Origin of the sequence: Rahnella victoriana (assembly GCF_004330295.1) — a bacterium.
GTDB lineage: Bacteria > Pseudomonadota > Gammaproteobacteria > Enterobacterales > Enterobacteriaceae > Rahnella > Rahnella victoriana.
This window is the reverse complement of sequence record NZ_SJOJ01000003.1, coordinates 13717-27062: the sequence shown is the minus strand read 5'-3', so window position 1 is coordinate 27062 and position 13346 is coordinate 13717. Positions and strand designations below refer to the sequence as shown.

13 protein-coding genes and 1 tRNA gene are annotated in these 13346 nt (G+C 54.5%); 5 read left to right on the top strand and 9 right to left on the bottom strand.

Annotation, left to right across the window (positions count from 1 at the left end; translation table 11 throughout):
- Positions 1-97 precede the first annotated feature (97 nt).
- The gene (locus EYY67_RS03330; protein ID WP_131692835.1) at positions 98-1600 is read left to right on the top strand and encodes an NCS1 family nucleobase:cation symporter-1; all 1503 of its coding nucleotides are present in this window, start codon (positions 98-100) and stop codon (positions 1598-1600) included.
- Positions 1601-1686: 86 nt separating this feature from the next.
- Here EYY67_RS03330 and EYY67_RS03325 read toward each other — a convergent pair.
- The 4 genes from EYY67_RS03325 to aguB form a co-directional block, all read right to left on the bottom strand.
- Positions 1687-1763 (bottom strand) — tRNA-Asp (locus EYY67_RS03325).
- 139 nt (positions 1764-1902) lie between these two features.
- Positions 1903-2640: a DNA polymerase III subunit epsilon gene (gene dnaQ, locus EYY67_RS03320; RefSeq protein WP_095923165.1), complete on the bottom strand. Its 738-nt coding sequence runs from the start codon at positions 2638-2640 to the stop codon at positions 1903-1905.
- An 82-nt stretch (positions 2641-2722) separates the two neighbouring features.
- Complete coding sequence (gene aguA, locus EYY67_RS03315) at positions 2723-3808, bottom strand: agmatine deiminase (RefSeq protein WP_119822749.1); 1086 nt, start codon at positions 3806-3808, stop codon at positions 2723-2725.
- Between the two features lie 3 nt (positions 3809-3811).
- Positions 3812-4696, bottom strand: coding sequence for an N-carbamoylputrescine amidase (gene aguB, locus EYY67_RS03310; RefSeq protein WP_131692834.1), 885 nt, complete (start codon positions 4694-4696; stop codon positions 3812-3814).
- A gap of 260 nt (positions 4697-4956) precedes the next feature.
- On the opposite strand from aguB, the gene rnhA reads away from it, so the two are divergent.
- Positions 4957-5424, top strand: a complete 468-nt coding sequence (gene rnhA / locus EYY67_RS03305; protein WP_095923168.1) for a ribonuclease HI — start codon at positions 4957-4959, stop codon at positions 5422-5424.
- Positions 5425-5463: 39 nt separating this feature from the next.
- On the opposite strand, the gene EYY67_RS03300 is transcribed toward rnhA, so the two are convergent.
- A complete protein-coding gene (locus EYY67_RS03300; RefSeq protein WP_095923169.1) occupies positions 5464-6189 on the bottom strand; it encodes a methyltransferase domain-containing protein in 726 nt (241 codons plus the stop codon).
- Between the two features lie 43 nt (positions 6190-6232).
- Here EYY67_RS03300 and gloB point away from each other — a divergent pair, with 43 nt between their 5' ends.
- Entirely contained in the window at positions 6233-6988 is a 756-nt protein-coding gene (gloB, locus tag EYY67_RS03295) for a hydroxyacylglutathione hydrolase (protein ID WP_131692833.1), read from the top strand.
- A gap of 69 nt (positions 6989-7057) precedes the next feature.
- Complete coding sequence (mltD, locus tag EYY67_RS03290; RefSeq protein ID WP_095923171.1) at positions 7058-8443, top strand: murein transglycosylase D; 1386 nt, start codon at positions 7058-7060, stop codon at positions 8441-8443.
- A gap of 87 nt (positions 8444-8530) precedes the next feature.
- Here mltD and EYY67_RS03285 read toward each other — a convergent pair whose 3' ends face one another.
- A complete protein-coding gene (locus tag EYY67_RS03285) occupies positions 8531-9331 on the bottom strand; it encodes an endonuclease/exonuclease/phosphatase family protein (RefSeq protein WP_119822751.1) in 801 nt (266 codons plus the stop codon).
- A gap of 193 nt (positions 9332-9524) precedes the next feature.
- Entirely contained in the window at positions 9525-10700 is a 1176-nt protein-coding gene (locus EYY67_RS03280; protein ID WP_119822752.1) for an MFS transporter, read from the bottom strand.
- 106 nt (positions 10701-10806) lie between these two features.
- Between EYY67_RS03280 and yafC the strand changes: the two genes are divergently transcribed.
- Positions 10807-11703 (top strand): DNA-binding transcriptional regulator YafC, encoded by an 897-nt coding sequence (yafC, locus tag EYY67_RS03275; protein WP_131692832.1) that lies wholly within the window; start codon positions 10807-10809, stop codon positions 11701-11703.
- A 39-nt stretch (positions 11704-11742) separates the two neighbouring features.
- Here the strand turns inward: yafC and dkgB are convergent, their stop codons facing one another.
- Entirely contained in the window at positions 11743-12546 is an 804-nt protein-coding gene (gene dkgB / locus EYY67_RS03270; protein WP_119822754.1) for a 2,5-didehydrogluconate reductase DkgB, read from the bottom strand.
- Positions 12547-12656: 110 nt separating this feature from the next.
- Entirely contained in the window at positions 12657-13343 is a 687-nt protein-coding gene (locus EYY67_RS03265) for a 4'-phosphopantetheinyl transferase superfamily protein (protein WP_131692831.1), read from the bottom strand.
- Positions 13344-13346 lie beyond the last annotated feature (3 nt).

Sequence of the window (13346 nt, the reverse complement as noted above, 5' to 3'; positions counted from 1 at the left end):
CTGATTCATGCAGTGCTCCTGTGACTGCTTTTTCACTTTAGGCAGCCGGGACCCGGCTTCCGACTTTCACATGTTGTTTATGACAGGAGCACGATTTATGCCAAATCAGGAAATCACCTCCGCCACGGCGTCATCTGAACAGAGCGCCGGGATCATCAAACCTTATTACAGCCCGCGGCTGTGTAACGATGATCTTGCTCCCACCCGTCATCAGAACTGGAGCTGGTACAACATCTTTTCTTTCTGGATGTCCGATGTGCACAGCATGGGCGGTTATGTGGTCGCCGCGAGTTTCTTCACCCTTGGCCTGACCAGCTGGCAGGTGCTGCTGTGTTTGCTGTGCGGGATTTGTATCGTGCAGATTTGTGCCAATCTGGTGGCGAAACCCAGCCAGCAGGCCGGTGTACCTTACGCCGTCATTTGCCGTCAGGCATTCGGCGTGTTTGGCGCGAACATTCCGGCGGTGATCCGCGGGCTGATCGCTTTCTCCTGGTACGGCATTCAGACCTATCTGGCGGCTAACGCATTAATGCTGGTGCTGCTGAAGTTCTTCCCGTCGCTGACACCGCTGACCGTGCCGCACTGGCTGGGTCTGTCGGCGCTGGGCTGGATCTGTTTCGGTATTATGTGGGTGTTGCAGGCGATGGTGTTCTGGCACGGGATGAGTGCCATCAAACGCTTTATCGATGTGGCAGGTCCGGCGGTGTATATCGTCATGCTGATGCTGGCGGGCTGGATTTTGTATAAAACCGGTCTGAGCAATATCTCTTTCACATTGTCCACCAAAACGCTGACCGTCGGCCAGCAGGGCTGGGAAATGCTGACCGCGACGGCGCTGGTGGTGTCTTACTTCTCCGGTCCGTTGCTCAATTTCGGCGACTTCTCCCGTTACGGCAAAAGCATGGGCGAAATCCGTCGCGGTAACCGCTGGGGGCTGCCGTTTAACTTCCTGCTGTTCTCGATTGTCACCGTGGTGATCGTTTCCGGGACGCAATCTCTGTTCGGCCAGATGATCACCGATCCTATCGAAACCGTCAGCCGGGTGGGTAACAGCGTGGCGGTGGCGCTCGGTCTGCTGACCATGATCATCGCGACCATCGGTATCAATATCGTGGCGAACTTTGTGTCACCGGCGTTCGACTTCTCCAACTGTTCACCGCAGAAAATCAGTTTCCGTACCGGCGGGATGATCGCCGCCGTCGGTTCCGTTCTGCTGACGCCGTGGAACCTGTTCCAGTCACCGGAAATTATCCACTATACGCTGGACGTTCTGGGGTCATTCATCGGGCCATTGTTCGGGATTCTGCTGGCGGATTATTACCTGATTAAACGCGGTCATATGGATGTGGATGCGCTGTTTAACGCCACACCTTCCGGCCGTTACTGGTACCGCAACGGGTTTAACCCGAAAGCGATTGCCGCGCTGGTACCTGCGGTGGCGATTGGTCTGATCATCAGCTTTACCCCGAGCCTGCATCAGGTGGCGAACTTCAGCTGGTTTATCGGTGCGTTTCTGGCCGGAGGTTTTTATCGTTATATCGCCCGTCATGACCGCGTAACCAGCGGCGCAATGGGCTTTATGAAAACCGAAGTGGAATAAACAGGTCGTTTTGCAGGGAGGGATGAAGCCAGGACGGCTGAAACGACGAAGCCCTGAGTGATTTCTCACTCAGGGCTTCTGAATAGTGGCGGAACGGACGGGGCTCGAACCCGCGACCCCCTGCGTGACAGGCAGGTATTCTAACCAACTGAACTACCGCTCCGCGTTTTGTTCTGGTTAAGAACGGAGCGGATATTAAGGAATGCCCGCCTTTACGTCAATGCTTTTCCTGATATTTTCAATCAACCGCACAGTTTTTCCGCAGGCTGGATAATTTCAGTGCAAAACTCAGTAAAAGCCGCTTACGAACGCCACAAACAGCTGCCGCCCTTTTTCACCACCAGATCCAATCTTTCTTCGTGCCACGCCAGTTCCTGCTCCGTCGCCGTAATCACTTTTAAACCGGATGCCGGACGCGCCACGCGCTGGATCCCCAGACCGTCCGCACCGGTATTTTGCTCGCCTTCGTGAGTGAACTTAATGCTGGTCTGGCCGCCGGTCATCATCAGATAAACTTCGGCAAGAATTTCGGAGTCAAGCAACGCGCCGTGCAGCGTTCGCTTGCTGTTGTCGATCAGGTAGCGATCACTCAGGGCATCGAGGTTGTTACGCTTGCCGGGGAACAGCTTACGCGCCATCGCCAGGCTGTCGGTGATTTTACAGAACGTTTCCGTTTTCGGCAGATCGCGTCCGAGCATGTCGAACTCGTAATCCATAAAGCCGATGTCGAACGTGGCGTTATGAATGACTAACTCGCCGCCGCGAATGTACTCGATAAAGTCGTCAGCAATCTCAGCAAAGGTCGGTTTATCGGCCAGAAACTCGTCACTGATACCGTGAACGCCAAAAGCTTCAGGATCCACCAGACGATCGGGTTTGAGATAGACATGGAAGTTGCGGCCGGTCAGGCGGCGGTTAATCACTTCAACGGCACCGATTTCGATAATCCGGTGTCCTTCATAATGGACGCCCAGCTTATTCATACCGGTGGTTTCGGTATCGAGAACGACGATCCTGTTAGAGGTGTTTTGTAAATCCATGGCTCATTATCCAACGGTGACGGTCAATTGCAGAAACGATCTGCCCGGCCACGAAACAGAGACGCGTGCCGGGCACTTTATCTTACGCGGGGATTTGCTGCGTAATGCAGTGGATGTTACCACCACCCAGAAGAATTTCACGGGCCGGAATGCCGGTGATTTTATAATCCGGGTACATCTGAGCAAACATCGCTTCAGCCAGCGGATCGGTTTTCGCATCCAGCAGCGGGAAGATGATGTGGTTATTGCTGATCAGGTAATTGACGTAAGAGGCCGCCAGACGGTTACCTTCCACACGCTCAATGGCCGTGCCAGGCAACACGCCGATGGTTTCTTCTGCGCTAGCATGCATGACCGGAGGCGACGGCATTTTCCAGATTTTCAGGCTGCGGCCCTGAGCATCTTTCGCCGCTTCCAGCACCTTTAACGCCGCCAGAGAGCGCGCGTACTGCGGATCCTGCTGGTCGTCAGTCCAGTGCAACGCGACCTCACCCGGACGGACAAAGCAGCACATGTTGTCAACGTGACCGTCGGTCTCGTCGTTGAACACGCCCTCTTCAAGCCAGATAAATTGCTCAACACCGAGGGTTTCCCGCAGCTTCGCCTCAATCTCTGCTTTCGACCAATCAGGATTGCGGTTCGGATTCAGCAGGCATTCAGCGGTGGTCAGCAAGGTCCCTTCACCATCGACATGAATTGAGCCGCCTTCCAGCACCAGATCGGTCGACAGGTACGGAATGTGGTGATAATTGGCAACCTGACGGGCAACCAACTGATCGCGTTCCCAGCTGGAGTAAAGGCCGCCGTGGAAACCGCCCCACGCGTTAAACGTCCAGTCGATCGCCAGACGATCACCCTGCGGATTCACCACAATGGTCGGGCCGGTGTCACGCATCCACGCGTCATCACTTTCCATTTCCACCAGCGTAATCTGGGCAGGCATCACTTCACGCGCGTTGGCCATTTCCGCTGCCGGCACCGCCATAAAGACCGGCGTGGTGGTGGCAATCGCTGCCGCGACATTCGCAAAAGCCAGCTGCGCCGGACGGCCGTTGGAGCGCCAGTTGTCAGTACGGTAAGGCCAGATCATCCAGACCGCTTGCTGTGATGCCCATTCAGCGGGCATCACAAAACCTTCAGCCTGAGGGGTGATATCAATAGAAGACATCCGTTATTTCCTTGTTGAACCGTCAGATGTGGCGATAGCGCCGTACATTTCAGGGCGACGGTCACGGAACAGACCCCAGGATGCGCGCTGGGCAGCGATGGCATCGAGATCAAAGGTGTGAACCAGCACCGCTTCATCCGTCTTGTTGGCCTGTTCGACCAGCGCACCGGTCTGATCCGCAATAAAGGAGGAACCGTAGAACGTCATTTCGTAATCAGGAATGAATTTGCTTTTTTCAGTGCCGATGCGGTTTGAAGCGATCACCGGCACCAGGTTTGCCGCCGCGTGCCCCTGCTGAACGCGGGTCCAGTGTGGCTGGCTGTCAATGTCCGGATAGGCAGGTTCGGAACCGATGGCCGTCGGATAGAAGATGATTTCCGCGCCCTGCAATGCCAGACAACGTGCGGTTTCCGGGAACCATTGATCCCAGCAAATGCCCACGCCAATTTTCGCGTAACGGGTGTTCCACACTTTGAAACCGGTGTCGCCGGGAATGAAGAATTGCTTTTCCTGATAGGCCGGGCCGTTCGGAATGTGCGTTTTGCGATACACATCAAGTACGCTGCCGTCAGCATCGATCATGACCAGCGAGTTGTAATAGGCGTTGTTGCACTTCTCAAAGAAGCTCAGAGGCAGCACCACTTCCAGTTCTTTCGCCAGCGCAGAGAAATGACGAATGAGCGGGCTGTTATCCAGCTCTTGCGCCAGACTGTAATGCTCAGGGCTCTGATCAATACAGAAATACGGTGCAGCGAAAAGTTCCTGAATAAGAATGACCTGCGCGCCTTTCGCCTGCGCTTCGCGAACCAGCTTTTCGGCGTTAACAATATTCTTTTCCAGATCCCAGCTGCAGCTCATTTGTGTTGCAGAAACCGTTACATTTCTCATTAGACATCCTTAAAGCATTGAAAAAATTGGCAGTGAAAAAACCATGAAAGACTCAACTCACTCAGAGTTTTGAACTGGCACTCTGCATTTTCCTATTATATTGCAAAAGACCGCGCTCTCCAGCCAAAAGAGTGATGAATGGCCGGGTAACGGCTGACACGCCCCTCTTTCAGACAGTTACACCCCAAGATATTACTGTGCCGGGCACGCCGGTTTATGTCAGACTTGGCGTTTACTTTTGATCACAGAGCCTGCCAGAAATGACCAAACAGGTAGAGATTTTCACCGATGGCTCCTGCCTGGGTAACCCCGGCCCCGGCGGTTTCGGTGCGATTTTACGCTATAAACAGCACGAAAAAGAGTTCAGCGCAGGTTTCCGTCTGACCACCAATAACCGCATGGAAATGATGGCGGCGATTGTGGCACTGGAAGCCCTGACGTCACCGTGCGAAGTGACACTGAGCACCGACAGTCAGTACGTCCGTCAGGGGATCACGTCGTGGATCCACAACTGGAAGAAACGGGGCTGGAAAACCGCAGACAAAAAACCGGTGAAAAACGTCGATTTGTGGAAGCGCCTGGATGCGGCGATCCAGACGCATCAGCTGAACTGGATGTGGGTTAAAGGTCACGCCGGACATCCTGAAAATGAACGGTGTGACATACTGGCAAAAGACGCGGCGGGCAATCCGACGCTGGATGATGTCGGCTATCAGGCAGAGAATTAACGTCGCAGAACCCATCGTAACAGGGGAAGGAGCAAAGCTTCAGTCGCGATGCTCTTTTCTGTAGCTCTTGGTTGCGCCTACCGCCTGCGGTATTTTTTGTTTCTGCGCGGGCACTTTCTTCGCCGTCGGCGTCAGCGGGAAGGTGCGTTTGCGGGCGATGATCAGCGTCATACAGCCCAGCGCGGGAAGATGCGTACTCAGTAATTTGCCGCCATTCTTTTTCCACGGCAGCACGTGAAAACGCCGGTGCACCATCACTTCATAATTGAGCAATGACAGCCAGTCGAGCAGGCGCATCTGGGTAAACAGGCGGCTGCTGTATGGCTGGCGTTTTCGAAACACCGGCATCAGTTTTCCGATCCCCAGCAGGCTGAGTGGATTAAAGCTGCTGAGCACCATCCAGCCATCATCAATCAGCACGCGATCCACTTCCCGCAGAATACGGTGCGGGTCGTCCGCGTAGGCCAGCGTATGACTGAGCAGGCAGGCATCTACCGACTTGGCCGCAAAGGGTAAATAGTACGGATCGCCCCGCACATGCAGCCCCTCGCCTTCGGGCGCAAAGTTCACCTGATGCGAGATAGGACACGCCTGCGCGTCGATTTCGGCACTTAATGCGCCGATTTTCAGCAGGTGAAAACCATAGAGTTTGCCCCACCAGGGTTGCAGTTGTTGCTCAAGCGCGGCACGGTAATGGTCTCCGCACGGGATATCTTCCCATGAAGCCGGTGCAACAATGGTCTTACGGGCGCGGGCTGGTCGCATAGTTTGTTATCTTCTTTCAAGCAGTTGCCAAAGAGAGGTTGCCATGAATCTTATCAGTATTCCTGCGTTGCAGGACAATTACATTTGGATGCTGGATGACCAGCAGGGGCATTGCCTGATTGTCGATCCCGGTGAGGCGGCTCCGGTTTTAGCGGCGCTGAAAAAGGCCAATTTAACCCCGACGGCGATCCTTCTGACCCATCATCATCATGACCATGTGGGGGGCGTAAACGAGATTTGCAGCCATTTTCCGGGTCTGAAAGTGTACGGACCTCACGAAACTGAGAACAAATTTAGTCAGATTAGTCTTAAAAACGACGATAAATTGGTAATCGGCGGTCTGGAATGGCAGATCTTTGCTACGCCCGGGCACACACTTGGTCACATTTCATACTATAGCGCGCCTTATCTTTTCTGCGGCGATACGATGTTTTCTGCCGGATGTGGTCGGTTGTTTGAAGGAACGCCGGAGCAAATGTACCAGTCGTTTCAACGGTTAGCTGCCTTGCCTGATGAAACTTTAATCTGCGCCGCGCACGAGTACACTCTCTCAAATCTTAAGTTTGCGCGTGCTATTTTACCGGCTGATGATGATATTCATTCTCATGAGCACAAAGTGCAACAAATGCGGGAAAAGGGACAATCTTCCCTGCCTTCAACCCTCGGTCTTGAGCGTAAAATTAACCTCTTTTTACGATGTGATGATGTTGATTTACAAAACAAATTAAACCTTAGCGATCCCTTAACGCCTCACTGGCAGGTTTTTGCCCGTTTAAGGGCACTCAAGGATAGCTTCTAGACCCAAAGGTTGTGTTTTTTTTCGAAGCAAAGTATTATCGCTCGTCTTTTAAGCAACTATGACACACACATGAAGGCAAACGCGATCCTAATAATCGCCTCCATGTTGCTCACAGGTTGCCAGGCGTCCAGGCAGGGCGTGAAGGTACCGGAACAACATGCACAGAGTTTGTCTTCAGCAAGTCAAAGTGAAGCAGGACAGTACACAGATGATGGCCGAGCGGCATCTGGGGGATGGTTGGATGGAAACGACACCGTCTCCCAACAAAATTTGTGGAACTTCATAGGCGACGAGCTGAAGATGAAGGTTCCGGATAATCCCCGGATCCGCGAGCAAAGAGTTAAATATTTAAAAAATAAGAGCTATCTCCACGATGTAACATTACGGGCAGAGCCGTACATGTACTGGATCACCGAGCAGATTAAGAAACGTAATATGCCGATGGAACTGGTACTGCTACCCATAGTGGAGAGCGCTTTTGACCCCAAAGCAACCTCGTCAGCGAACGCTGCCGGGTTGTGGCAGATTGTGCCGCAGACGGGTCGAAATTATGGTTTGAAACAAAACCAGTGGTATGACGGACGCCGCGATGTTGTGGCTTCGACGACTGCTGCGCTTGATATGATGCAACGTCTGAACAAGATGTTTGGTGGCGACTGGTTACTGACCGTGGCTGCGTATAACAGCGGTGAAGGCCGTGTCATGCAAGCGGTGAAAGCGAACAAAGCCAAGGGCCGTTCAACGGATTTCTGGGCGCTGGCGCTGCCACGTGAAACATCGATTTATGTGCCGAAAATGTTAGCGTTGAGCGACATTCTCAAGCACAGCAAGAAATACGGTATCAGTCTGCCGAAACCGAGTGAAGACCGTGCTCTGGCGCGTGTTGAAGTCGGCCAGCAGATGCAGCTGACTCAGGCGGCTGAGATGGCGGGCATGTCCCTGACCAAGCTCAAGTCGTTTAACACTGGCTACAAGAAGAATGTGACCGCGCCGAATGGCCCGCATTACATTGTTCTGCCGAAGGCGCATGCCGACCAGTTAAAAGATTCACTGGCTGATGGCGATATCGCCGCAGTACAGGAAACCAAACTGGCCAGCAACATGCCGTCTGGTGCAAAAGAGTACAAGGTGCGCTCCGGCGACAGCTTGTCTGGTATTGCAGCCCGACTGAATGTGAAGACCCGTGATTTACAGCGTTGGAACAATTTGCGCTCAGCAGGCGCGTTAAAAGTTGGGCAAACACTGCAAGTGGCGGATAACAGCGTCAGCAGCACCAGTGTGAATGGCGGCAGTATCACGTACCAGGTACGTAAAGGTGACTCACTGTCGAGCATTGCAAGGCGTCACGGCGTTAACATCAAAGATGTGATGCGCTGGAATGCGAATGCCGACAACCTGCAGCCGGGCAACAAGTTAACGTTGTTCGTCAGCAACAAAATGAGCCCTGATACCTGAGTCTGAAGGTACCGGCAATAAAAAAGCACCCTGATCACTCCGGGTGCTTTTTTTATGTCTGCGTTTTTTTGACGGACGAATTAAGCGTTACTGCGTCAGCGGCTTATCAGCCAGGAATTCCACCCGCAGCGGGTTATGATCCGACGCCCGCGTTTCCATCACTGATGCGCTGGTGACGCTCAGGTCGCGATAGAAAATGAAATCCAGCGGCCTGCCAAAGGCGCGTTTGCGATAGTCCGCCGGGAAGCGCACTTCCTCCAGATGGATATTGCCCGCAAAGCCGAACAGCGCATTGATGCGTTGCCTGCTCCAGGCATTGAAATCCCCCGCCATGATCACCGGACCTTTATGGTTGGCAATCTGCTCACCAATCGGGTCAAGCTGCTTACTGTACACGTCGATCCCGATACTGAAATTCACCGCGTGGATATTCACCACCATCAGCAAACGCCCATCCAGAAGCGGATACACGGTGACGAGTGCCGATTTAGAGAGCCTCAGAAGCGGCTCACGCTCACGCAGCGGACAACAATAGACCGGATGCGCAGCAGAGAGTGTCATCACGCCAGAGGGGTGCTGAGGCAGCATAAACGCGGGTACCTGATCCGCCGCCAGATAATTCGACGTGGCATACCGGATCAGCTCGGGCGTGGTTTGCGCTTCCTGAAGCAGCACCAGTTGCGCATCTTTGCCGTAATCGCGCAGGACTGACAACCAGTCAGCCCGCTGTTGTTTGAAGATATTCCACACCATGACGCGCAAAATATTCGAATTCGGCAGCGCAGCACCCGGCGGCAAATCCGGCCCCAAATGTGCGAGGACGCCCGGAAAGATTTGCTCTGCGGGCTGACCTGCGACATACCTCATTGCATATGTTTTTTTCCGCACGCTAATCGCCTGTTACCCGTTATATCGTTGCTATATGAGAGAGATTCCCACAGCGAAAGTTCAGTATACGCCCGCAGGCGCTCAGGCCAAATCTGTTTACATTGGTATACAACCTGGTCACATCTACAGGCTAGCATAAAAACAAAAACGGCCCGCCAGAGGCGAGCCGTGAAGACACAAAATCCAGGAATAATCAGGCCAGCGCCGCTTTGGGCTTGCGATCCAGATGCCCGCTCAGGCGGATAAGTAACAGCGCACCCGCGACGATCACCGCACCAATCCATGGCGTTTGCGCCAGCCCAATCGTAGACACCACCTGCCCGCCAATCACCGAACCTAAGGCAATACCGACGTTGAAGGCGGCGATATTCAGGCCGGAGGCGACATCCACCGCATCAGGCGTCACCTCTTCGGCTTTCTGTACCACGTACACCTGTAATCCCGGCACGTTACCGAAAGCAAAGATGCCCATCACCAGCAGGGTGATTAACGCCGGAATACCAAAGCCTGAGGTGAACTGGAAAATCAGTAACAACGCGGCCAGTGCCGCAAAGATGATCGTCAGCGCTTTGACTGCGCCGTGACGGTCAGCCAGTTTGCCGCCCCAGATATTACCCACCGCCACCGACACACCGTATGCCAGCAGGATCCAGCTGACCATGCTGGCAGAGAAACCGGCCTGCTCCTGCATCATCGGCGCGAGGAAGGTAAAGGTGGTGAATACGCCGCCGTAACCCAGCGCGGTAATGGCGTAAATCAGCAGTAAACGCGGGTTCATCAGCACTTTGACCTGATCGGCAATACGCGCCGCCGGTTTATTTTTAATGTTATTGGGCACCAGAATGGCGCTGGCGATAATCGCTATCACGCCAATCAGCGAGACGGCGAGGAAAGTTTCGCGCCAGCCGAAATGCTGCCCGATAAATGTCCCCAGCGGCACCCCGGTGACCAGTGCAACCGTCAGGCCGCCGAACATCAATGCAATGGCCGACGCCGCTTTTTCCTTCGGCACCAGGCTGGTGGCGATGGTCGAGCCAATCGAGAAGAACACACCGTGCGCCAGCCCGGTCAGCAGACGCGCCATCACCAGCGTATTGTAATTGGGTGACTGCCACGCCAGCAGATTGCCCAGCGTGAACAGTACCATCAGGCCGATGAGCAGGGCTTTACGCGGTACACGGCCGGTCAGCGCGGTCAGCACCGGTGCGCCAATCGCCACGCCAAGCGCGTAAATGGAAACCAGCAAACCGGCCGACGGCACGGAAACCCCCAGTTGCTGCGCGATGGTCGGCACAAGGCCGACGATAACAAACTCTGTTGTTCCTATAGCGAACGCACTGATGGTCAGTGCTAATAGTGCAAGCGGCATAACCTTTACTCCACATGAATATCGATTTGATAGCGGCTATTATCGGCTTGTGCTTAAATGACAGAAATAACCAAAGTATCAATTGATTTATGCTGGAGTAACAACAATGCGAGCCAGTTCTGAAGAATTGATTACCTTTGTCACGGTGGTGGAAAGCGGCAGTTTCAGCCGCGCAGCAGAACAGCTGGGGCAGGATAATTCCGTGGTCAGCCGGACCCTGAAACGTCTGGAGAAAAAACTGGGGATCACCCTGCTCAACCGCACCACGCGTCAAATCAGCCTGACGCACGAAGGCGAGCGGTATTTTGTTCGTGTGCAGAAAATCCTGCATGACATGGCGGCCGCCGAAGATGACTTGCTGGAGAACCGCGACGACCCGCAGGGGCTGTTGCGGGTTGATGCCGCGACGCCGGTCATTTTGCATCTCATATCGCCGCTGGTGGCGGAATTTACCGAACGTTTCCCGAAGATGTCGCTCGCGCTATTTTCGTCCGAGAGCAATATCAATCTGATTGAGCATAAAGTGGATGTGGCGATCCGCGTGGGTGAGCTGGAAGATTCCAGCCTGCGGGCGCGCAAGCTGATGCTGAGCTACCGCAGCGTGCTGGCCTCGCCGGATTACCTTAAAAAATGGGGAATGCCGGAAAATGCCGATGACCTGCTGAAGCACCGCTGTCTGGGTTTTAACGAAGTGGTTGCGCTGAATAAATGGCCGCTGCTGTGCGCTGACGGTCAGCAACTGACGGTCACGCCGTTTATCAGTTCCGGAAGTGGTGAAACGCTGCGCAGGCTGTGTTTACAGGGCAACGGGATTGCCTGTCTGTCGGATTTCATGACGGATGAAGATGTCGCGCGCGGCGATCTGGTGAAACTGCTGGTGCCGGATACCCTGCGCATCGCCATGCCGTTCCACGCGGTGTATTACAGCGATCAGACGGTCAGCACGCGGATCCGGTGCTTTATTGATTTTCTCAGTGAGAAGCTGGGAACCCGTGGGGGGTGAAGGTTGATTCCTCCCCGGCGAAGGGGAGGCGTTTAACGATCAATCCCAGTCTGGAGCCAGACCTTCCGGGCTGACCAGACGGCCATTGCGTTCCAGCGCGGCGATCTGCTGCATATCCGCTTCGGTCAGGGTCAGTTGCTGCGCCAGCAAATTGCTTTGCAGGTTTTCGCGTTTGGTCGATGACGGGATCACCGCGTAATCCAGCTGCAACGCCCAGGCCAGCACCACCTGTGCAGGCGTCGCGTTATGGCGTGCGGCGATCTCAATAATGGTCGCGTCTTTCAGCGCATCGCCGTAAGCCAGCGTCATGTAAGACGTGATGGCGATGCCGTTCTGACGGGCAAAATCCACCACGGTCTGGTTTTGCAGGAACGGCGACAGTTCAATCTGATTGGTCGCGATCTGATCCGCACCGACCGCGTCGATAGCTTCCTGCATCAGGGCAACGGTGAAGTTGGAAATACCGATTTCACGGGTCAGCCCCATTTTCTTCGCTTCCACCAGCGCGTGCATCGTTTCTGCCACGCTGACCGCCTGATTTGGCGACGGCCAGTGGATCAAGGTCAGATCGACATAATCCGTTTTCAGCTTGCGCAGGCTTTCTTTCAGGCTGTCGGCCAGCTTGTCCGCAGCGAGGTTTTCGATCCAGATTTTGGTGGTGATGTAGAGTTCTTCACGGGCGACGCCACTGTCTGCCAGCGCCTCGCCGACGGCGGCTTCGTTATCATAAATCTGTGCGGTATCAATGGCGCGATAGCCCAGTTCTACGGCGGTGGCGACCGACGCTTTTACCACGTCATCTTTCAGGCGGAAGGTACCCAGACCGAATGCAGGAATGCTCATTGTGCTCTCTCTTAATAGTAATCAGGTCAATGTTGGAAGAGAGTATGAACCGGTGCTTCATGGATAAAAACGACTGCTTTGCCACAAGACTTTTGATGACAACGCAATAATCAGCGGGGTGAAAAGCGCAACCACTGGCGCGGCGTCTGCGGCTGTAGCCTGCCGGACGCCGCGTTAAACACCCATTCTTTTACCTCCGTGACGCGGGCAGGCAGCGCCAGCGCCCGCATCACGGCGTCGTCACCGTCAACCCATAACAGGCTGTCGGTAAAAGGTTCAGAAGTATATTTTCCTGCCACCGGATCGGGACGGATCCTGTCCATCTGCCACACGCTGCCGCCCTGCTGTTTCAGCCAGGCTTCACGCAGGCACCACAGTTGCCAGAAGGCCATAACCGGATCGGGCTGTTCTGCCAGCCACTGACATTCCGCCGAAGTGAATGCTTCCTTCGCCACCGCAAGATAGCGGGGTCGCGGGCGGATCTGCTCCACATCGCCGCCGGTTTCTGCCGCCGCACACAGCACCAGTTGCAGATGATTTTTACTGTGACTGAGGGAAAAATGCGGCAGGGAAGGATCGGTAAAAGAGGGTTTTCCCTGCGCGGAAAGCTGCATTGCGGGCAGCATGTCGCCGCCGTACAAAGCCGCCAGTGCTTCCGCCAGCAACGCCCTGCCCGCCAGCCATTGCTGGCGACGGGCAGCAGGCAGACTGTCACTTTTTGCGCGCAATTCTGCGGGCAGGCGTGACAGCGAAAAAGCATCATTCAGCAGCGCAGTCACAAGGTACGCGGAATTCATCGT